Annotated in this window: 17 protein-coding genes; 7 read left to right on the top strand and 10 right to left on the bottom strand. The window is 64.5% G+C overall.

The genetic code is table 11. The features are described from left to right. Window positions 1-78: 78 nt before the first annotated feature. Window positions 79-1,710 carry an ABC-F family ATP-binding cassette domain-containing protein gene (locus tag JZY06_RS02300; protein WP_207118165.1) on the bottom strand — a complete coding sequence of 544 codons (1,632 nt, stop codon included), beginning with the start codon at window positions 1,708-1,710 and terminating at the stop codon, window positions 79-81. 161 nt (window positions 1,711-1,871) lie between these two features. On the opposite strand from JZY06_RS02300, the gene JZY06_RS02295 reads away from it, so the two are divergent. Continuing rightward, complete coding sequence (locus JZY06_RS02295) at window positions 1,872-2,996, top strand: lycopene cyclase family protein (protein ID WP_207118163.1); 1,125 nt, start codon at window positions 1,872-1,874, stop codon at window positions 2,994-2,996. Window positions 2,997-3,066: 70 nt separating this feature from the next. Here JZY06_RS02295 and JZY06_RS02290 read toward each other — a convergent pair whose 3' ends face one another. The 8 genes from JZY06_RS02290 to JZY06_RS02255 form a co-directional block, all read right to left on the bottom strand. Next, window positions 3,067-3,342, bottom strand: a complete 276-nt coding sequence (locus JZY06_RS02290; protein WP_207118161.1) for a hypothetical protein — start codon at window positions 3,340-3,342, stop codon at window positions 3,067-3,069. Window positions 3,343-3,520: 178 nt separating this feature from the next. Beyond that, window positions 3,521-3,913 (bottom strand): metal-sulfur cluster assembly factor, encoded by a 393-nt coding sequence (locus JZY06_RS02285; RefSeq protein ID WP_207118314.1) that lies wholly within the window; start codon window positions 3,911-3,913, stop codon window positions 3,521-3,523. 114 nt (window positions 3,914-4,027) lie between these two features. Further along, window positions 4,028-4,483, bottom strand: a complete 456-nt coding sequence (gene sufU, locus JZY06_RS02280; protein ID WP_207118159.1) for a Fe-S cluster assembly sulfur transfer protein SufU — start codon at window positions 4,481-4,483, stop codon at window positions 4,028-4,030. 82 nt (window positions 4,484-4,565) lie between these two features. After that, window positions 4,566-5,828 carry a SufS family cysteine desulfurase gene (locus JZY06_RS02275; RefSeq protein WP_377768864.1) on the bottom strand — a complete coding sequence of 421 codons (1,263 nt, stop codon included), beginning with the start codon at window positions 5,826-5,828 and terminating at the stop codon, window positions 4,566-4,568. Window positions 5,829-5,954: 126 nt separating this feature from the next. Next, a complete protein-coding gene (sufC, locus tag JZY06_RS02270) occupies window positions 5,955-6,713 on the bottom strand; it encodes a Fe-S cluster assembly ATPase SufC (RefSeq protein ID WP_207118157.1) in 759 nt (252 codons plus the stop codon). Between the two features lie 82 nt (window positions 6,714-6,795). Beyond that, window positions 6,796-7,989, bottom strand: coding sequence for a Fe-S cluster assembly protein SufD (gene sufD / locus JZY06_RS02265; protein WP_207118312.1), 1,194 nt, complete (start codon window positions 7,987-7,989; stop codon window positions 6,796-6,798). A gap of 45 nt (window positions 7,990-8,034) precedes the next feature. Continuing rightward, window positions 8,035-9,483 (bottom strand): Fe-S cluster assembly protein SufB, encoded by a 1,449-nt coding sequence (gene sufB / locus JZY06_RS02260; protein WP_207118155.1) that lies wholly within the window; start codon window positions 9,481-9,483, stop codon window positions 8,035-8,037. A 132-nt stretch (window positions 9,484-9,615) separates the two neighbouring features. Next, the gene (locus JZY06_RS02255; protein ID WP_207118153.1) at window positions 9,616-10,302 is read right to left on the bottom strand and encodes a helix-turn-helix transcriptional regulator; all 687 of its coding nucleotides are present in this window, start codon (window positions 10,300-10,302) and stop codon (window positions 9,616-9,618) included. Window positions 10,303-10,700: 398 nt separating this feature from the next. Between JZY06_RS02255 and mptB the strand changes: the two genes are divergently transcribed. The 5 genes from mptB to JZY06_RS02230 all read left to right on the top strand — a co-directional run bounded on the left by mptB (window position 10,701) and on the right by JZY06_RS02230 (window position 16,609). Next, window positions 10,701-12,413, top strand: a complete 1,713-nt coding sequence (mptB, locus tag JZY06_RS02250) for a polyprenol phosphomannose-dependent alpha 1,6 mannosyltransferase MptB (RefSeq protein ID WP_330617029.1) — start codon at window positions 10,701-10,703, stop codon at window positions 12,411-12,413. 25 nt (window positions 12,414-12,438) lie between these two features. Further along, window positions 12,439-13,440, top strand: coding sequence for an ABC transporter ATP-binding protein (locus JZY06_RS02245; protein ID WP_330617028.1), 1,002 nt, complete (start codon window positions 12,439-12,441; stop codon window positions 13,438-13,440). A 12-nt stretch (window positions 13,441-13,452) separates the two neighbouring features. Then, entirely contained in the window at window positions 13,453-14,259 is an 807-nt protein-coding gene (locus tag JZY06_RS02240) for an ABC transporter permease (RefSeq protein WP_207118151.1), read from the top strand. 226 nt (window positions 14,260-14,485) lie between these two features. Further along, the gene (locus JZY06_RS02235) at window positions 14,486-15,466 is read left to right on the top strand and encodes a COX15/CtaA family protein (RefSeq protein ID WP_330617025.1); all 981 of its coding nucleotides are present in this window, start codon (window positions 14,486-14,488) and stop codon (window positions 15,464-15,466) included. A 162-nt stretch (window positions 15,467-15,628) separates the two neighbouring features. Next, complete coding sequence (locus JZY06_RS02230) at window positions 15,629-16,609, top strand: quinone oxidoreductase family protein (protein ID WP_207118149.1); 981 nt, start codon at window positions 15,629-15,631, stop codon at window positions 16,607-16,609. A 161-nt stretch (window positions 16,610-16,770) separates the two neighbouring features. On the opposite strand, the gene JZY06_RS02225 is transcribed toward JZY06_RS02230, so the two are convergent. After that, a complete protein-coding gene (locus JZY06_RS02225) occupies window positions 16,771-17,700 on the bottom strand; it encodes a heme o synthase (protein WP_207118147.1) in 930 nt (309 codons plus the stop codon). A gap of 390 nt (window positions 17,701-18,090) precedes the next feature. Here JZY06_RS02225 and tkt point away from each other — a divergent pair, with 390 nt between their 5' ends. After that, entirely contained in the window at window positions 18,091-20,187 is a 2,097-nt protein-coding gene (tkt, locus tag JZY06_RS02220) for a transketolase (RefSeq protein WP_330617024.1), read from the top strand. Window positions 20,188-20,346: the final 159 nt, after the last annotated feature.

Genomic DNA, 20,346 nt, shown 5'->3' with positions numbered 1-20,346 from the left:
ACCGGGCCTGATAAGCGGGGACGAAAACTCCGAGAAGGCTCCGCTCCGCCCTTTTCAGGGGTGGGCCGATCAGCGGGATCAGGCCAGCTCGACGATCTCCATGTAGTCCTCGCTCCACAAATCCTCAGTGCCGTCGGGCAGTACGATGACCCTTTCCGGATCCAGGGCTTTGACCGCACCGGCATCGTGGGTGACCAGAACAACCGCACCGGTGTAGGTGCGCAACGCGTCAAGAACCTGTTCCCGCGAGACGGGATCGAGGTTGTTGGTCGGCTCGTCGAGCAGCAAAACATTGGCCCGGGAGCTGACCAGACCGGCCAGCGCCAGGCGGGTTTTCTCACCACCGGACAATGTTCCGGCGGGTTGTTGGAGCTGGTCACCGGAGAACATGAAAGCACCCAACAGCCCGCGCAGGTCCTGCTCCCCGGCATCCGGGCAGGCGGCGATGGTGTTTTCCCACACTGTCTTGTCCGGGTCAATGGTGTCGTGTTCCTGGGCGAAGTAGCCGATCTTCAACCCGTGACCGTAGACCAGGCCACCTTCACCGTCGGTGCGTTCCACTCCGGCGAGCAGTTTCAGCAGCGTGGTTTTTCCGGCACCGTTGAATCCGAGAACAACCACCCGGGAGCCTTTGTCAATGGCCAGATCAACCCCGGTGAACACCTCCAGTGAACCGTAGACCTTGGTCAGGCCCTCAGCCATCATCGGTGTTTTGCCGCAGGGCGCCGGTTCGGGGAACTTGATGTGCGCCACTTTGTCGGCGCGCCTGATTTCGTCGGTGCTGTCAATCATTTTTTCCGCCCGCGCCAGCATCTGCTTCGCGGCGGCGGCTTTGGTGGCTTTCGCCCCCAGTTTGGCGGCCTGTTTTTTCAACGCGGAGGCTTTTTTCTCGGCATTGGCCCGCTCCCGGCGGCGGCGTGCCTCATCGGTGGCGCGGGCGTCGATGTATTTGCTCCACCCCATGTTGTAGACATCCACCTCCGAGCGCACCGCATCAAGGAACCACACCTTGTTGCACACTTCCGCGAGAAGATCCACGTCGTGGGAGATGACCACCAGGCCACCCTCGTGTTTTTTCAGAAAATCCTTCAGCCACGCAATCGAGTCGGAATCCAGGTGGTTGGTGGGTTCGTCAAGCAGCAGGGTGGTTGCGGATTTACCGGTTCCCTCGGTCGCCGCGAACAGAATCTGCGCCAGTTCCACACGCCGCCGCTGCCCGCCGGACAGTGTCTCCAGCTGCTGGTCGAGCACCCGGGCCGGAAGCCCCAGGCTGTCACAGATGCGGGCCGCTTCGCTGGCGGCCTCGTATCCGCCGAGAGTGTGGTAACGCTCCTCGAGCCGGGAGTATTTGCGCACCGCAGCGTCCCGTTTGGAGTCATCGAGGGTGGTTTCCATGATTTCCTGCTGCCGGTCCATCGACGCCTGAATCCGGTCCAGGCCCCGCGCCGAGAGCACCCGGTCGCGGGCGGTGACATCGATCCGTCCTTCCCGGGAGTCCTGCGGCAGATACCCGACGGGACCCGACTGGGTGACTTTCCCGCCGTAGGGTTCGTTTTCCCCGGACAAAATCCGCATGGTGGTGGTTTTTCCGGCACCGTTGCGCCCCACCAGCCCGATACGGTCACCCGGCTGCACCCGCAAATGATCGCCGGGCGCGTTGACTAGGGTACGGGCTCCGACTCTGACCTCAAGGTCGCTGGCTACAATCACAACGCGTAACTGTAGCAACCGCCCATCCGACCATCTCTATCCGACACAACCTGCCCACCCTTGTTCGCCGCTGTCAGCGGTCTGTAGTTGGCCGGCAGCCTGCGCACACTGCGGCGGGCTGTACCGGATCCCGGCAGTTTCCTGCACCAAGGTCCTCCCCCATGACTGATTCCACCACCACCCTGCCCGCGGCAGTAGATGTGATTGTCCTCGGGGCGGGGCCGGCCGGTCGCACCCTGGCCCACCGGGCGGCCGCGCGCGGCTGGCGTGTTCTGGCGGTTGATCCGGTCACACAGTGGACCAACACCTACGGCATCTTCGCCGATGAGCTTCCCGACTGGTTGGATGAGTCGGTTTTTTCCACGGTCAACCGCGCGATCGTCATCGGAAGAAACTGGCTGCACCCTCTCGACAGAAAATACGGCATTGTCGACAATGAGCGGCTGCGGCGGGCACTGGGCGGGTTCAGGGTGGTCCACGCGCATGCGAGGGTCACCGGACAACACAGTGTGGATATCTCCGGCACCACAGTCACCGCACCCGTCATCGCCGATGCCCGGGGGCTGCCGTTAAGCCCCGGCTGCGCCCGCCAGGTGGCCCGCGGGGTGTTCACCGACCCGTCCGAGCGCGATCCTTTCACCTCAGCCGCGGGGACCCAGCCTGTGTGGATGGATCTCACACAAGTTGCCGCAGATTCCACCATCCCGCCGTCGTTTGGCTACACCATGCAGGTTGGCGGGAAACTCCTGGTGGAAGAAACGGTACTGGCCACACGCCACCCGGTGGAGCCGGGGGATCTGGCAGATCGGCTAGCCGAAAGACTCGGCTACACGCCCACGGATGAGACGACCGAAGACGTGGTCATTGCCTTGACCGGGCATGTTGATTCACCTGCCACCGTCTGTTTCGGCGCCAGGGCCGGGCTTGTCAACCCGGTGACCGGCTACAGTCTTGCCGCCGCCCTCAACAACGTCGACCGGGTCCTTGACGCGCTCCGTCCCGTCTTCGCGGGCAAACCCCCCGGCCGGATGCCCTGGCAGGAACCCGCCTGGAGGGTCGACCGGTTGTTGACCGACAACGCCCTGAATGTCCTCTGCGCCTTCAACGGCGCGGAGTTGTCCGATTTCCTGGAACCGGTTTTCACCCTGGATAGCCGGGCGCAGAAGCGATTTTTCACTCTCGGCGATCCGGTCGGCACCATCACCGGGATGATCCGGGTGTTTTCCGGCGCTGACTACCGTTTGAAGCGCACAATTATGCGGGAATTTTTCCGTTCCCGCGGTTGACCCGTTATCCCCGGGTGGCCGCGGCGGGCGGAAAGAAAAACCATCCGGGTGTTTATCCGGACGGCAATTGTTACGCGCAGCGAACGCCGGACGACCCCGGCTGCGGGGTGGCGCCGCCGGTACTGTGGGATACCGCGGTGGCCACAAGCGATAGCAGCAGATCCACATAAAACAGGCCCATGTACAGCGGCATCAGCGCCGGTGGCAGACCCGGAACCCGCAGGCACGGGCGCTGGGTGGCCGCCTGTGCGGCCGGGGTGGGCACCACGGTGGTGGTTGCGAACACAAGCGACAGGGCGGTGGCGGCGGCGATGGTCCGGCGCCGGGTGGTGGCGGAAAAAACCATGGTGAACTTTCACGATCGTGGGCTTTACTGGACCCCGGCAACAATGGGGGCCGCGGAATCAATGCACAAACGCCACCACCGCCGCTATCCCGCGGGCGGGCGGCAGGTGACGGTGGTGGCACCACAGGGGCGTTGCACTGTGCCGGTAAAAATCCGGGACTGTATGACGCCGATGATTTTATACGGAAAAACCGAGCGCCCGCAGCTGTTCGCGGCCGTCCTCGGTGATCATGTGCGGACCCCACGGCGGATTCCACACCCACTGCAGGGTCAGCTTGGAGCAGCACCCCGATTCCACGACCGCCGCCTTCGACTGTTCCTCCAGCATGTCGGTCAGCGGGCAGGCCGGCGAGGTCAAGGTCATATTGACCACGCACTCGTTGTCGTTTTCAATCCAGATGTCGTAGACCAGACCCAGGTCAACGACATTGATGCCCAGTTCCGGGTCGATGACATCCCTCATCAACTCCTCAACCTCGCCGGCTTTGGCCAGCTGTTCCATCGACTGGTCGTCGGGGCGGATTTTCTCCTCCCTCTCCCCCTTGTCGGAAAGGGTGTCGTAGCTGTCCATGGATGCGTCGTCGCTCACGAAAGGTGTCCTTAGCGTCGGTGGTGTGGCGTGTGGTGGTAAAGAAAAAAACTTGTGTCCGCGGGGGGATTGGCGGGGTCCGGCCGGAAACAGCGGCTACTGCGCGTTTTTGGTCTCCAGGGTTTCCGCGGCCGCGGCCTGGAAGGCTTTCCAGCCCAACAGCGCACATTTGACCCTGGCCGGGTACTGGGACACGCCGGAAAAAGCGATCCCGTCGCCGATGAGATCCTCGTCGCCCTCTTCTTTGCCGCGGGAGAGAATCATTTTTTCAAACGAGCCGAGTTTCTCCATGGCTTTGTCCACCGGCTGGCCGATGAGTTCCTCCGCCATCACAGAGGTTGAGGCCTGGCTGATCGAGCACCCGATGGCGTCATAGGAAATATCGTCGACGACTGTGCCGTCCTCGGACAGCTTCACCCGCAGCGTCAGCTCGTCGCCGCAGGAGGTGTTGACATGGTGGACTTCCCGGTCAAAGGGTTCGCGCAGACCTTTGTGCTGCGGATTGCGGTAGTGATCGAGGATCACTTCCTGGTACATCTGTTCAAGTTTCACCGTGGATCGCTTCGCTTGTGTTGGGGAACGTTGGGGTTGCTGGGGTATGCCGTTAAAAAAGGCGGTGGTCTTCGTGCTCAGGCTACCGTGCGAAAAACGACCGGGCGCGTTCGATGGCCCGAGCCAGCCGGTCAATTTCCTCTTCGGTGTTGTACAGGTACAACGATGCCCGGGCGGTGGCCTGCACGCACATCGCCCGGTGCACCGGCCAGGCACAGTGGTGGCCCACCCTGATGCACACCCCGTCATCATCGAGGACCTGACCGAGATCATGCGGGTGAATGCCCTCAACATTGAAACTGATCGCCGAACCCCGCTGCGCGGTGGTGGCCGGCCCGAGAATCGTCAGTCCCGCAATCGCCGACAGGGATTCGAGGGCGTAGCCGGTCAGTTCTTTTTCGCGGGCGGCGATGGTGTCCATGCCGATAGCGGAAAGATAGTCGCAGGCAGCACCCAGCCCCACAACCTGGCTGGTCATCTGGGTTCCCGCCTCGAAACGCTGCGGTGGCTCGGCGTAGGTGGTGTGATCCATGTGGACCAGCTCCACCATCGATCCGCCGGTCAAAAACGGCGGCAGAACGCGAAGGTGCTCTTTCTTGCCGTAGAAGACACCCACCCCGGTCGGCCCGCACATTTTGTGCCCGGAGAAAGCCGCGAAATCGACATCCAGTTCATGGAAATCGACCGGTTGGTGGGGAACTGACTGGCAGGCATCCAGGACGGTGACGGCACCGACTTTTTTCGCTTTGGCCACCATGGCGCGCACATCGGTGACGGCACCGGTCACATTCGACTGGTGGGTAAACGCCACCACTTTCACTGATTCATCCAGCTCAATTGAATCGGTGTCGATGCGGCCGTCGTCGGTGACGCTGAACCAGGTCAGCTTCGCCCCGGTCCGCCGCGCCAGTTCCTGCCAGGGAACCAGGTTGGCGTGGTGCTCGAGCTGGGTGACAACAATGGTGTCGCCAGCCCCGACGGTCAGGTCACCGGAACGGTCATCGCCGAGAAGATAGGCGATTTCGTTCAGTGCGGCGGTGGCGCCGGAGGTGAAAGCAATCTCTTCGTCATCGGCACCGACGAAACGGGCAATGGTCTGCCGGGCGTGTTCGTAGGCATCGGTGGCTTCTTCCGCCAGTTGGTAGGCGCCCCGGTGCACCGGGGCATTGGTGGACAGCACGAAGTTTTCTTCCGCCCGCCACACCTTCTCGGGCCGCTGGCTGGTGGCACCGGAATCCAGGTAGGCCACCGGTTTACCGTTGCGGACGGTGCGCGCAAGCACCGGGAAATCCTTCCGGATCGCCGCAATCTCTGCCGGGGACAGTGTACTGGAAGAAAAAGTCACAGATGTTGCCTTACGGGAAAAACAGTCCTGCGCCGACTGCCCGGCGGTGGGACACCTGATTGCGACCAGGGTGTCCCACCGTCGGCGACACGTCGGCCGGGTGGCTGTGGGAATGGTTGCCGGGCTTTAGTTGATGAAACGGTCGTAGCCGTGCTCTTCGAGCTCGTCGGCCAGTTCCGGGCCACCGGAGGTGACGACTTTGCCGTCGGCGAACACGTGCACGAAATCGGGGCGCACGTAGTTGAGAATCCGCTTGTAGTGGGTGATCAGCAGCACACCACCGTCGTTGCGGTCCCGGTAGTTGTTGATGCCTTCGCTGACCACGCGCAGCGCGTCCACGTCGAGACCGGAGTCGGTTTCATCGAGGATGGCGAACTTGGGTTTGAGCAAGTCCAGCTGCAGGATTTCGTGGCGCTTTTTCTCGCCGCCGGAAAAGCCCTCGTTGACGCTGCGCTCGGAAAACGCTTTGTCGATGTGGAGTTCTTCCTGTGCCTGGCGCACTTCCTTGACCCATTCGCGCAGTTTCGGGGCGTCGCCGCGCACGGCGGTGGCGGCCGACCGCAGGAAGTTGGCCATGGACACACCCGGGATTTCCACCGGGTACTGCATGGCCAGAAACAGGCCCGCGCGGGCGCGCTCATCGACTTCCATCTCCAGCAGGTTCTCCCCGTCCAGCAGCACTTCACCGCCGGTGACCTCATACTTCGGGTGCCCGGCAATGGTGTAGGACAGGGTGGATTTCCCGGAGCCGTTCGGCCCCATGATGGCGTGGGTTTCACCGGACTTGATCGTCAGGTTCACGCCTTTGAGGATCTGCTTCGGTTCGGTTTTGCCGTCAGTGGCAGCGACCTGGGCGCTGAGATTCTTGATTTCCAGAGTGCTCATAGGTTTTGTCTTCGACCCGTCTGTTGTCGTTTGTTCTGCTTTGGGTTTGTGTCTCGCCTGGTGGTGCAGGTGGCCGGTGGTGTTACAGGGCCGTGCTGCGCAGTTCTTCGGCGATCTGGTCTTCCAGCTGGTTGCGGACGTTTTCCACGGGGATACGCCCGATGACCTCGGAGAAGAATCCCCGCACAATGAGTTTGCGGGCGTCAGCTTCCGCAATACCGCGGCTCATCAGGTAGAACAGCTGTTCATCGTCGAAACGGCCCACGGTGGCGGCATGTCCGGCACCGACGATTTCACCGGTTTCGATCTCCAGGTTCGGCACCGCATCGGCCCGGGCACCTTCGGTGAGCACCAGGTTGCGGTTGGTTTCGTAGGTGTCGGTGCCCTGCGCGTTCGCGCGGATGAGCACATCGCCCACCCAGGCGGTGCGGGCTTCCGGCTTGCCGGAGTCTTTGTCGGCCTGCAGCGCACCTTTGTAGAGCACATTCGACCGGCAGTTCGGCTCCGAGTGGTCAACCAGCAGCCGCTGCTCGAAGTACTGTCCGTCGTCGGCGAAGTAGACACCGAGCATTTCGGCGTCCCCGCCCTGGTCACGGAATTTCACCTGCGGGATCAGCCGCACCACATCTCCGCCGAAGCAGGCCACATTGTGTCGCAGCACCGCATCGCGGCCCAGGGACGCCCGCTGGTTGCTCAGGTGGACGGCGTCATCGGCCCAGTTTTCGTGCACCACGACAGTCAGTTTCGCGCCGTCGTCGAGCCAGTATTCATGGTTGTCGGCGTGGGTGCCGGAGCCGGTGTAGCGGATGGTGACAAAGCCCTCGCAATGCTGCTCGCCGCGGATGACCACCGCACCGAAACTGGTGGCATCATCACCTTTCCCGTTGATGGTGACAGTCACCGGGCCTGCCGGCCGGGCGTCTTTGCCGAAGGTCACCAGGGTGACGGTGTTCATCGAGGTCCAGGCCTGGGCGCCGACCCGGTCGACGGGGGCGGACACGTTTCCCACGCGGGGATCGTCTTTGCCGACGGTTTCAACGCTCACGCCATCCTGGTCGGCACCGTCGACGGTGACATCCGCATCCACCGGGTTGACGAACGATCCGTCGTGCAGGCCTTTCAGGCGCCGCAGCGGGGTGAAACGCCACACTTCGTCGCGGCCCTGCGGCACATCAAAGTCGTCGACGTTGAAGGAGGTGAAAATGTCACCTTTGTTGTTGTGGTAGGTGGCGTTTTTCACCGGGGCGGAGGTGTCAGTAGTTTGAGTTTGTTGCATCTCGGATTTCTTGGTTGTTGTTCCGTTCGCGGATTCACTCACCGTCTATCCCACCGACCCTTCCATCTGCAGTTCAATCAGGCGGTTGAGTTCGAGGGCGTATTCCATCGGCAATTCCTTGGCAATCGGCTCGACGAAGCCACGGACGATCATCGCCATCGCGTCTTCCTCGCTCAGCCCGCGGCTCATCAGGTAGAACAGCTGGTCTTCGGAGACCTGGCTGACTTTCGCCTCATGGCCCAGCGACACATGGTCGTTGCGGATGTCGTTGTAGGGGTAGGTGTCCGAGCGGGAAATATTGTCCACCAAAAGCGCGTCGCATTCCACGTTCGAGGTGCAGTGGTGGGCGTCTTTGTTGATTTTCACCAAACCACGGTAGGCGGCGCGCCCTCCGGAGCGGGCCACCGATTTCGAGATGATGTTCGACGATGTGTGCGGCGCCATGTGCACCATTTTCGCCCCGGTGTCCTGGAACTGGCCCTCGCCGGCGAACGCGATCGAGAGCACCTCGCCCTTGGCGTAGGGGCCGGTCATCCACACGGCCGGGTATTTCATCGACACTTTCGAGCCGATATTGCCGTCGACCCATTCCATGGTGGCGCCTTCTTCGCACTTGGTGCGTTTGGTGACCAGGTTGTAGACGTTGTTCGACCAGTTCTGGATGGTGGTGTAGCGGCAGCGGCCACCCTTTTTGACGATGATCTCAACGACTGCGGAGTGCAGCGAGTCGGTCTTGTAGATCGGCGCGGTACAGCCTTCCACGTAGTGGACGTAGGCGTCTTCCTCAACAATGATCAGGGTGCGTTCGAACTGACCCATGTTTTCGGTGTTGATGCGGAAGTAGGCCTGCAGCGGAATATCGACGTGCACGCCTTTGGGCACGTAGACGAACGAGCCGCCGGACCACACCGCGGTGTTCAGCGCGGCGAACTTGTTGTCGCCGGCCGGAATGACGGTGCCGAAGTACTGTTTGAAAATATCCTCGTGCTCCCGCAGGGCGGTGTCGGTGTCGAGGAAGATAACACCCTGTTTTTCCAGGTCCTCACGGATTTTGTGGTAGACGACCTCGGACTCGTACTGGGCGGCGACGCCGGCGACCAGGCGCTGTTTCTCCGCCTCCGGAATTCCCAGTTTGTCGTAGGTATTTTTGATGTCGGCGGGAAGATCGTCCCAGGTCTGGGCCTGCTTCTCGGTGGAGCGCACGAAGTATTTGATGTTGTCGAAATCAATGTCCGACAAATCCGCGCCCCAGGTCGGCAGCGGTTTTTTGCCGAAGACCTTCAGCGCTTTCAGCCGGTTGTTGAGCATCCATTCGGGTTCGTCTTTCAGTCCCGAGATATCGCGGACCACAGCTTCGCTGAGTCCGCGGGTGGCGGCGGCCCCGGCGGCGTCGGGGTCGTGCCAGCCGTAGGAGTAGCCCCCTGACATGGATTCAATGATTTCGTCGTCTGTCTGCGGTGTCCCGGGGGCCGGTTTTTCGGTGGCCTGGGTCATAAAGCCGCTCCTTTCGTTCACGAGGGGCGCTGGTTGGAAAAACGTGGGTGATGGCACCTGGCGGCCGCACAGCGGCCGGGTGTTGGTGTGGTTGTGGTGGTCGACGCGGTGGCGGGTTCCCCCGTACCGATCTCACCGGGTCGGTGGCCCGGCCCGGTCATCGGTCGGGGTGTCGGGATCCAGCAGCGGAATATTGGTGGTGCACACCCCGTGGCCGTCGGGAATGGTGGCCAACGGCTGGATGTGGTGGCCCACCAGGTTGCCGATCACGTCGTGTTCGGCTTCGCACAGTTCCGGGAACTCGTGCGCCACTTTCGCTATCGGACAGTGGTGGTGGCAAATCTGCACCCCGTGTCCGGCCCGCTGCACCGTGACAGAGTAGCCGTTGTCGGTGAAAGCATCGGCAATCAGGTGGGCGATTTGCTCCGGATCGCCCGAGCACTGCGCAGGCGACACCGACCCGGTGATGCGTTCGGCACGCGTGCGGGCAAAGCGTTTGACCGCCGCACGTCCACCGGATTCTTCCAGCGCGGCCAAAGCCTGGGTGGCCAGAAGATCGTAGGCGTGGCCGAAGATGGCGCGGCCGGATTCGGTGAGGCGAAACGCTTTGGCCGGTCGGCCCCGGCCCGGTTTCGTGCGGGCTTTGACCGCCTCCACCAGGCCTTCCTCCGACAGGGCCGACAAGTGCCGCCGGACACCGGCGGTGGTCAGTGACAGGCTGTCGGCCAGCTGGGCGGCGGTGTAGCGCGGATGGGCCAGCAGGGTCTGCAGGAGAAGATGGCGGGTGCCGTGGTCGTCGTGGGTTGTGCCGGCGGGCATGCCCGTCACCTCCTTCAGGAAAAAAGCCGGGAAAACTGTTGCTGGTTGTGTGACAAAAAACGTGCTTTTCGTGTGTGCAACGGGGCGCGGTGCGCCGGGCCGCCAGACACAGTGGCGGGGCGCGCAGCAGGAGAACACCGCCGGGGACGAAAAGCCGCGGCGGCACCCGGCTGCAAGCGCCCGTGCCCCATTTACAAAACACTAGTGTTGCGTAAATACCGCCCCGTGTCCACAAAGGCGAACCTAACCGTGAGCTGGCAGGTCCGGGATGGTTTTTCCGGCACGCGTGGCCGGTGGCGCCCGCCAGCGCGGCGGCGGCAGCAGCTGTGACAGTGGTTGCGGGCGCCACGGGGCGGTGGCACACCCGGAATCCGGTGTCGGGTTGGTAATCTTCGGGTGTGTCCCCACGCCCCGGAAAACTCGCCTCGTTGGTGGGTGCTGTCGCGCACACCCTCCCCCGCATGGGCACCCCCGGCTCCCGCTCGGCCGGTCTGCACGACTCTGGGGCGCACAACACCCGCGGCCTGTCCCCCCGGGAGATGTCCCGGTTTGCCGCCCTGCGGCTTATCGGCACCGTCGGCGCGTTACTCATCGGCGCCGGGGGTTTGGGCGCCGGGGCACTGCCGGTAACAACCAATCCCTACCGTTCCTTCCCGCTGGGAAGCCTGTTTTTCCGGCTTCTGCAGACCTCCACGGTGCTGGTGTTCATCGGTATCGGGATGGTCACCCTGGCCTGGATTCTCATCGGCCCGTTCACCGGCGCCCGGCTCACCCCGGCAAAGACTTCCTCGGCCCGGGTTCCCACCGGCATGCTGGTGCGCACCATCATCGCCTGGATGATTCCGGTGGCGGTTTCGGCACCGATGTTCACCCAGGACATCTATTCCTATCTGGCGCAGGGCAAAATCGTGGCCCGGGGGCTGGATCCCTACCGCGCCGGACCGGTGGATCTGCTCGGGGTGTCCGATCCGCTGGCGCGCAGCGTGCCGTTCATCTGGTCACACTCCCCCAGCCCCTACGGGCCGGTGGCGTTGAGTGTGTCGGCACTGGTCAATCTGGTGGCCGGGGATTCGATTCTGGCCGGGGTGATGCTCCACCGGATCATCTCGGTGGCCGGGGTGGCGCTGGCCGCCTGGGCGGTGGCGGCACTCGCACGACGCTGCGCAGTGGAGGTCACCGCCGCCCTGTGGCTGGGGATCGCCAACCCGTTGGTGCTGTTGAATCTGGTCGGCGGAATCCACAATGAGGCGATTTTGATGGGCCTGGCGCTGGCCGGGACGGAGTTGTCCCTGCGCGGCTGCTCGTTGATCAGCGGCGTGATGGGCAGAAAAGGCCGGACCACCGGCTGGCTGCTGTTTGTTTCCGGCGGGGTACTTGTCGCCATGGCCGGACTGGTCAAGGTCACCGGTTTCGCGGCCCTCGGTTTCACCGGGGCCGCCCTGGCCCGGGCGCTGCTGCGTTCCCGCGGCCGCACACAACCCGCGGCCCGCACTGCCGGGAAGGCACCGCAGGCATCCACCCCGGCCGTTATTGCGGCGCTGGCCCTGTGCGCGCTCCTCCAGCTGGCGGTGCTGGTGGCGGTGACAGCCGTGGTTACCGCCGTGTCGGGAATACCGTTGGGATGGATCACCGGGCAGGGCGGGGCGGCGAGTGTCCGGTCGTGGCTGTCGCTGACCACCGCCACCGGGGTGATCGCCGGATTTTTCGGCATGCTCGCCGGACTCGGTGATCTCACCGACGCCGCACTGGTGCTCACCCGCGGCGCCGGAATCTTTGTCGCCTGCCTGTTCGCGGTGCGCATGCTCTACGCCACCGCGCGCGGCGCCATCGACCCGGTCGGCGGCTGGGGGGTGGCCATGATTGTGCTGGTGGTGCTGTTTCCGGTGGTGCAGCCCTGGTACATGCTGTGGGCGATCATTCCGCTGGCGGCCTGGGCCAACCGGCCCGCGTTCGTCGGCGCGGCCGCCGCCTACAGCGCGGTGGTGTCCTTTCTGGTTCTCCCCCGCGGCCTGGGTCTTCCCCCGTCGACGATCATCGGGATCTACCTCACCGCACTGCTGCTGTTCGCCGCCACGCTGCCGCTGGCCCGGTGGCTGGTGTCAAGGAACTGACCCGGTCTGCCCTAGACTTGTCGGCGTGACTGTCAAAACACCCCAGCAGCCGTTAGCGGGCGCCCCGGAACCGGATGTGGCCGTACGCATCACCGATCTGGTGAAAAACTATGGCTCCGTCACCGCGGTCGACCATCTGAGCCTGCGCGTCGACCACGGTCAGGTCGTCGCTCTGCTGGGACCCAACGGGGCGGGGAAAACCACCACCATCGAAATCTGCGAGGGATTCACCCAACCGAGTTCCGGGACCGTGGAGGTTCTCGGCGCCAACCCGGTGACCGATCCGCAGACGGTGCGCAACAACATCGGCATCATGCTGCAGGGCGGCGGCGCCTACCCGGGAATCCGGGTGGGTGAAATGCTCGATTTGGCCGCCAGCTACTGCGCCCATCCGCTGGACACCGCCTGGCTGCTGGACACCGTCGGCCTGGCGGGGCTGAAAAAATCCTCCTACCGGCGCCTGTCCGGCGGGCAGAAACAACGCCTGTCGCTTGCTTTGTGCCTGGTGGGCCGCCCCCAGCTGGTGTTTCTGGATGAACCGACCGCCGGCATGGACACCCAGTCCCGGCTGGCGGTGTGGGATTTGATCGATTCACTGCGCCGCGACGGCGTGACAACCGTCTTGACCACCCACCTGATGGACGAGGCGGAAGCCCTGGCCGACAAAGTCGTCATCATCGACTCCGGGCGCACCGTCGCCGAGGGCACCCCCGCCGAACTGACCAGCGGACAGGCGGAAGCCACCGTGGCCCGCATCCGGCTGGACACAGCCACCCCGCTCGATCCCGGGCGCGCCACCGCTTTTCTGCGCGGCGGCGACGATACAGCCAGCAACCAGCCGCAGCCGACGGTCACCGCAGTCAAACCGTTAACCTACCGGATATCGGGCACCCCCACCCCGGAGCTGGTCGAAAAGGTTGCCGCCGCAGCCCGGGAACAAAACGTCCTGGTCAGGCATCTGGCCGTCGACCACCGCAGCCTGGAGGATGTGTTCCTCGATATCACCGGCACCAGCTTGAGGAGCTGAAGTTTTTCCACCATGACCGATCACCGAGCACCCACCCGGCCGCACCGTGGCACCGGGCGTTTTCCCGCCAACACCTTCACCCCGGATCCGGCCCGCGCCCCGATCGGGCGGATGATCGCCCACCAGGCCCGCATTGAATCCCTGCTGTTTCTGCGCCACGGCGAACAGCAGCTGCTCAGCCTGATCATCCCCTTCCTCCTGCTGGTCAGCCTCACCGTGGTGCCGGTTGTCGACCTGGACAATCCGGTCGACTACGTCTTCCCCCTGACCATGGCGATCAGCGCCATGTCGGCGGGTTTTACCGGCCAGGCCATCGCCGTGGCCTTCGACCGCCGCTACGGGGCACTGAAAAGAATCGGCGCCTCCGGGGTGCCGGCCTGGGCGATCATCACCGGCAAAGTCATGGGGGTGTGGGGGGTGTCGGTGGTGCAAACCCTCATTTTGGGCGCCACCGCCCTGGTCCTCGGCTGGCGGCAACCCCCACTGCACGTGCTGCTCGGACTGGTGGTGCTGGTCATCGGGGTGGCCTGTTTCACGGCCCTCGGTCTTCTTCTGGGCGGAACACTGTCCAGCGAAATCGTGTTGGCGCTGGCCAACCTCATCTGGTTCCTGCTGGCCGGGGCGGCCGGTTTCGCCCTGATCACCTCCGGCGGTCAGGTGGCGGTGTGGTACCACATCGTGCCCTCCATCGCGCTGGCCGAAGGGACCTTCACCGCCTTGAACGGGCAAGTCCCCTGGCTTGATGCCGCGATCCTGGTCATCTGGACCATCCTCGGGGCACTGGCGGCCAACAGATGGTTCTCCTTCACCATGAAATAACCCTTGTCCTCCGGCCGGCTTTCTGACGCACCGGCCGCCGCACATCCGCGGCTGCTTTTGTCGGGCGCCGCGCCGCGGCGGATCCCCGCCGCAATCCCCAGATGTGGACCCTGTCACGTTGCGCCGCCGCGACCTGCGCAAAAGCCGCCCCATCCGCGACAGGTGCGGTTAGCATAGCCAAAAATAATTCGGGAAGCAGGGTTGCAACCCGCTACACTCGGTGGGCGTGAATGGTGTCTTTGCTCCCCTGAAAAAAACGCCCACGATCGCCCGGCAGAAAAAATGGGCGCTGGCCATGCTCATCGCCCAAACCGGCATCCTGGTCAGCGGTTCCATTGTCCGTGTCACCGGATCGGGACTCGGCTGCATCACCTGGCCGGAATGCCATCCCGGGTCGCTGGTTCCGGTGGCCGGTGCCGCCCCGCTGGTGCACCAGGCCATCGAGTTCGGCAACCGTCTGCTGACCTTTGTGCTGGCCGGGATTGCGATCGGATTGTTCGTCTCGGTCCTGCGGTCCAAACGCCGCCGCATGATCATTGTGCTGGCGCTCATCCAGGGCCTGGGCATTGTGGTGCAGGCCATCCTCGGGGCCATTTCAGTGAAACTGCAGCTGGCCTGGTGGACGGTGGCCATGCACTTTCTTCCGTCGATGGTCCTGGTGTGGCTGGCCGCCGTGCTGTGGGTGCGCATCGGCGAACCCGATGACGGCACACGGGTGCGCGCCTACCCGCGGACACTGGCTGTCCTGGCCGCCGTCAGCGGGGCCGCCCTGGCGATGGTGCTGATCACCGGCACCATGGTCACCGGGGCCGGCCGGCACGCCGGTGACGCGGTGGCCGCCGAAGAGGGACGCCTGCAGCTGGATTTGGCCTACATCGCCCAAATCCACGCCCACTTCATGTACCTCTACCTGGGCATGACCATCGGTCTGCTGTTCGGCCTGTACACCATCAACGCCTCCACCAGGGTCCGCAAACAGGGGCTGTGGCTGATCGCCATGATTGTGGTGCAGGCCGCCATCGGCATTATCCAGTACAACTTCGGCATCCCCCGCTGGACGGTTCCGGTGCATGTGGGACTGTCCGGTGTGGTGTGCGGCCTGACCGCCATCGTGTGGGCTATGGCGCACACCACCACCGGTGGCGGCACCTGGCGCACCGGTTCCCGGTCGGGTGACGCCAGACTGTCCGCAGGCAGAGTGCACTGACGTCACCTCCCCGCCCGCCCGGAGCCCCCACCACCCGGTGGGGGCTGGCCATCGGCCGTCTTCTCCTGCGCCCCCGGTCAACTCCCGGGGGCGTTCCGGTGTGGCTGACCGGCAGCCGGATAAAGCCACGCGCAACCGCCCCAGTGGTCTACCATCGACAGCATGCATGCAATAGTGGTGGACGCACACGGCGGACCCGGGGTTTTGTCCTACCGGGAGATCGAGGATCCTGTACCGGGTGACGGCCAGGTGCTGGTGGCTGTCGATGTCGCCGGCGTCAACTACATCGACACCTATATCCGGGAAGGCATCTATCCGCGGCCGCTGCCGCTGATTCCCGGTTTCGAGGGCACCGGCACCGTCATCGACGACCCCTCCGGCACCATCGCCCCCGGCACCCTGGTCGCCTGGTGCGATGGTTTCGGCTCCTACGCGGAGAAAGTCTGTGTTCCCTCCGACAGGCTGGTCGCCGTACCGCAGGGCATTGGCCCGGCGGTGGCCGCCAGCATGTTGCTCCAAGGCATGACCGCACACTATTTGACCCACGGGGTCTGCCGGCTGGGTCCCGGTGACAGCTGTGTGATCACCGCCGGGGCCGGCGGGGTGGGACTGATTGCCACCCGCATGGCCACAAACCTGGGCGCCCGGGTGATCACCGTGGTCTCCAGCGACGACAAAGAACAGCTCTCCCGGCAGGCGGGGGCCGATGTGGTGCTGCGCTACGGCGATGATCTGGCCGCACAGATCCGTGACGCCACCGACGGACAAGGGGTGACGGTGGCCTACGACGGGGTGGGCAAAGACACGTTTTCCCAGCTGCTTGAAACCGTCGCCCCGCGGGGAACCCTGTGCCTGTTCGGGGCGGCCTCCGGGCCGGTGGATCCGGTTGACCCGCAGCTGCTCAACAGCCACGGCTCGCTGTTTTTGACCCGCCCCACCCTGGCCGACTACACCGCCAGCGCCGAGGAATTCGGCAAACGCGCCCAGGCGGTCACCCGGGCGATTGTCGACGGCGAAATCGATATCCGTATCGGCGCGACCTTCCCGCTCGAGCGGGCCGCCGACGCCCACCGGGCGCTGCAGTCACGTGCCACCACCGGCTCAGTGGTGCTGGATGTCACCGGCACGCTGCACCAGCGGTGACATCCGCCTGAAAAGCACCACCACCCCGCCCATGGACGACGGCACCCGCCCACCCGCTGCCGCGGAATAGTTCGCGGGGTTGGATCGGGTGGGCGGGAAAGGAAAAATCCGCGGGCTTTCTCACCGCCGCAGGCGGGGGGGTGGGGTGCGGGTGTTCTTTTTTAAAGACCGGCTGCCGCCGCCAGCGGCTGCATATTGAGAAACGCGTCGATCGACAGGGCCACGAACACGACTGCCAGGTAGTTGTTGGAGAGCAAAAACAGCTTCATCGGCTTGACTTCCTCGCCCTTTTTCACCCCGGCGTGCAGCATGTGGGCGCGGACGATGAACCAGATGCCCGCCCCGGCGGCAACAGCCGCGTACAGCCATCCCGCGGCGGGAACCAGCAGCAGGGTGGTGATGACGGTGGCCCAGGTGTAGAGCACAATCTGGCGGGTGACCTCGGCGGGGGGACGCACCACCGGCATCATCGGTACCCCGGCGGCCTCGTAGTCGTCTTTGTATTTCATCGCCAGCGCCCAGGTGTGCGGCGGTGTCCAGAAGAAAATCACCATAAACAGCACAATGGCCTGCCACCACTGGTGCGGCACCCCGGGAGCGAGATGATCGGTGATCACCGCCCAGCCGACCATCACCGGCATGCAGCCGGCGGCGCCACCCCACACGACGTTTTGCGGCGTGGAGCGTTTCAGCCACTTGGTGTAGACGAAAATGTAGAAAGCAATCGTCAGCATGACGAACACGGCCGCCAGCAGCGATCCGCACAACAGCCACAGCCAGAAGAAACTGACCACTGTCAGGGTCCAGGCGAACACGGTGGCCTGCGTGTTGGTCACCGAATGCGCCGCCAGCGGGCGGCGTTCGGTGCGTTTCATCTTCTGGTCGATGTCGCTGTCGGCGATCATGTTGAAGGTGTTGGCCGCCGCCGCCCCCATCCACCCGCCGATGACGGTGAGCAAAATGAGACCGACGTGGTTGGCCCCACGGTCGGCCTGCAGCATCGCGGGAAACGACGCCACGAGCAACAGCTCGATGACCCTCGGCTTCGTCAACGCGAAGTAGGCCTTGATCGTCTCCAAGAAATCCCTCACACAACTGTCATTGGTTTTCCGTTGGCCGTGACCGGCCGGCGGCGGGCGTGGACACCCCCGCGCCACACCTGCGGCCCGGACACCCGCGGACGGGTACCCCAACACAATAGTCCGGCAGTCCCGGTTTCACGCCAACCACCCCATACCGGCATGCCCGAAACGGGGTCAACCGGCAGCTCGCAGCGACACTCCACGGGCGCTGCCGCAGCCTGCCGCCCGTCCCCTGCGCCACCGGTGACCTGCCGGGCCGCGGTGAGACAGCGGCCGGGCTGGCACGGTAGAGTAATGACAGTGGCCCACCACCCCCTTCTGCGAGGAAGCGATGCCGGTGCGGCCGTTCAACAACCAGCAATCATCCCGACAGTCAGCTTAAAAGGACACTCAACCACCGTGACTCACCCGGACTTCGACGCCCTGACCACACGCTCCTACCCCGACGACTGGTCCGACCTGGACACCCGGGCGGTGGACACCGCGCGGATTCTGGCGGCCGACGCCGTGCAGCGGTGCGGCTCCGGCCACCCCGGCACCGCCATGTCGCTGGCGCCGCTGGCCTACACCCTCTACCAGAAGGTGATGCGCCACGATCCGGCCGATACCGAATGGATCGGCCGGGACCGCTTCGTGCTGTCCTGCGGGCATTCCTCGCTGACCCAGTACATCCAGCTGTTTCTCGGTGGTTTCGGACTGGAGATGGAGGATCTGAAAGACCTGCGCACCTGGGGTGCGCTGACCCCGGGGCATCCGGAGTACGGCCACACCAAGGGCGTGGAGATCACCACCGGCCCGCTGGGCCAGGGCCTGGCTTCCGCAGTCGGCATGGCCATGGCTTCCCGCCGGGAACGCGGCCTGTTCGATCCCGCGGCACCGGCCGGCACCTCCCCCTTCGACCACTACATCTGGTGCATCGCCTCCGACGGTGACCTGCAGGAGGGTGTGACCTCCGAGGCCTCATCGCTGGCGGGAACCCACAAACTGGGCAACCTGATCGTGTTCTGGGACGACAACCGGATATCCATCGAAGATGACACCCAGATCGCCTTCACCGAGGATGTCTGCGCCCGCTACCGGGCCTACGGCTGGCAGGTCATCGAAGTCGAGGGCGGCGAAAACGTTGCCGCCATCGTCGATGCGGTGGACCAGGCCAAAGCCGACACCACCAGACCGACCTTCATCCGGGTGCGCACCATCATCGGCTACCCGGCGCCTACCATGATGAACACCGGTGCCTGCCATGGTGCGGCTTTGGGCGCCGAGGAAGTGGCGGCCACCAAAAAGGAACTCGGCTTTGATCCCGAGGTCCACTTCCCCATCGACGAGGAGGTGCTGGCCCACACCCGCACACTCACCGAGCGCGGCGCCGCGGCACACGCCTCCTGGCTTCAGGCATTCAACCGGTGGGCAGAAAACAACCCGGAGAAAAAGGCGCTGCTCGACCGGATCAGCAAGCGGGAGCTGCCGGCCGACTTCGACGCCGATCTTCCCTCCTGGGATCCGGATCCGAAGGGGGTGGCCACCCGCAAAGCCTCTGGCATGTGCCTCAACGCCCTGGCGGCGAAGATGCCGGAACTGTGGGGCGGATCAGCCGACCTGGCCGGCTCGAACAACACCGTCATCGACGGGGAGAACTCCTTCGGACCCGAGGACATCACCACCGGCACCTGGTCGACCCACCCCTACGGGCGCAACATGCACTTCGGTATCCGTGAGCACGCCATGGGGTCGATCATGAACGGCATCTCCCTGCACGGCGGCACCCGCCCCTACGGCGGTACCTTCCTGATTTTCTCCGACTACATGCGTCCGGCCGTGCGTCTGGCCGCCCTGATGGGCACCGACGCCTACTACGTGTGGACCCACGATTCCATCGGTTTGGGCGAAGACGGCCCCACCCACCAGCCCGTCGAGCAGCTGGCCAGCCTGCGGGCCATCCCGAATGTCAGCGTGTTCCGGCCTGCCGACGCCAACGAAACGGCCGCCAGCTGGGCCGCCGCCCTGGAGATGGGTCCCTCACCGAAGGCGCTGGCCCTGTCACGGCAGAACCTTCCGGTACTCGAAGGAACCAAGGAGAAAGCCCGGGAAGGTGTCGCCCGCGGTGCCTACATTCTGGTTGAACCGGCCGACCGGACACCGGATGTCATCCTCATGGCCACCGGCTCCGAGGTGCACCTGGCCGTGGAAGCCGCTGACACGCTGGCCGCCGACGGCGTTGCCGCCCGCGTGGTGTCGGTTCCCTGCCTGGATCTGTTCCTCGCCCAGGACCGGGCCTACCGGGAAAAGGTGCTCCCCCACGCCATCCGCGCCCGGGTCAGCGTCGAAGCCGGAATCGCCATGCCGTGGTACCAGTTGCTCGGGGAAGCCGGCCGGGCCGTCTCGCTGGACCACTTCGGCGCCTCCGCCCCGGCGGAGAAACTGTTCGAGGAATTCGGCTTCACCGCGGACGCCATTGCCGCGGCGGCCACCGAATCGCTGGCCGCCACCAAGTAGCACCACCCGTTTTGTGCTTGTCCCCAGCATCATCCGCCCCGTCGGCACCCAGGCCGGCGGGGCGGAGTTTTTTCTTCCCGCCCCGCCCGCGCCGGCGCAGAAACAACTAGGGTGGGAGCCAACCGGATGCACCGCGTCCCGCGGCCATCCATGACACGT

Source organism: Corynebacterium mendelii, assembly GCF_017307055.1.
Classification (GTDB): domain Bacteria; phylum Actinomycetota; class Actinomycetes; order Mycobacteriales; family Mycobacteriaceae; genus Corynebacterium; species Corynebacterium mendelii.
The sequence above is the reverse complement of the archived record's forward strand: the minus strand, read 5'-3'. Positions and strand labels throughout refer to the sequence as shown.

Bases quoted from the DNA above. Each gene is read 5' to 3' on its own strand.
- JZY06_RS02285 (WP_207118314.1), bottom strand. From the start codon at position 3,913: ATGGACAGCTACGACACCCTTTCCGACAAGGGGGAGAGGGAGGAGAAA.
- JZY06_RS02255 (WP_207118153.1), bottom strand. From the start codon at position 10,302: ATGCCCGCCGGCACAACCCACGACGACCACGGCACCCGCCATCTTCTC.
- sufD (WP_207118312.1), bottom strand. From the start codon at position 7,989: ATGCAACAAACTCAAACTACTGACACCTCCGCCCCGGTGAAAAACGCC.
- JZY06_RS02240 (WP_207118151.1), top strand. From the start codon at position 13,453: ATGACCGATCACCGAGCACCCACCCGGCCGCACCGTGGCACCGGGCGT.
- JZY06_RS02295 (WP_207118163.1), top strand. From the start codon at position 1,872: ATGACTGATTCCACCACCACCCTGCCCGCGGCAGTAGATGTGATTGTC.
- JZY06_RS02230 (WP_207118149.1), top strand. From the start codon at position 15,629: ATGCATGCAATAGTGGTGGACGCACACGGCGGACCCGGGGTTTTGTCC.
- sufB (WP_207118155.1), bottom strand. From the start codon at position 9,483: ATGACCCAGGCCACCGAAAAACCGGCCCCCGGGACACCGCAGACAGAC.
- sufC (WP_207118157.1), bottom strand. From the start codon at position 6,713: ATGAGCACTCTGGAAATCAAGAATCTCAGCGCCCAGGTCGCTGCCACT.
- JZY06_RS02290 (WP_207118161.1), bottom strand. From the start codon at position 3,342: ATGGTTTTTTCCGCCACCACCCGGCGCCGGACCATCGCCGCCGCCACC.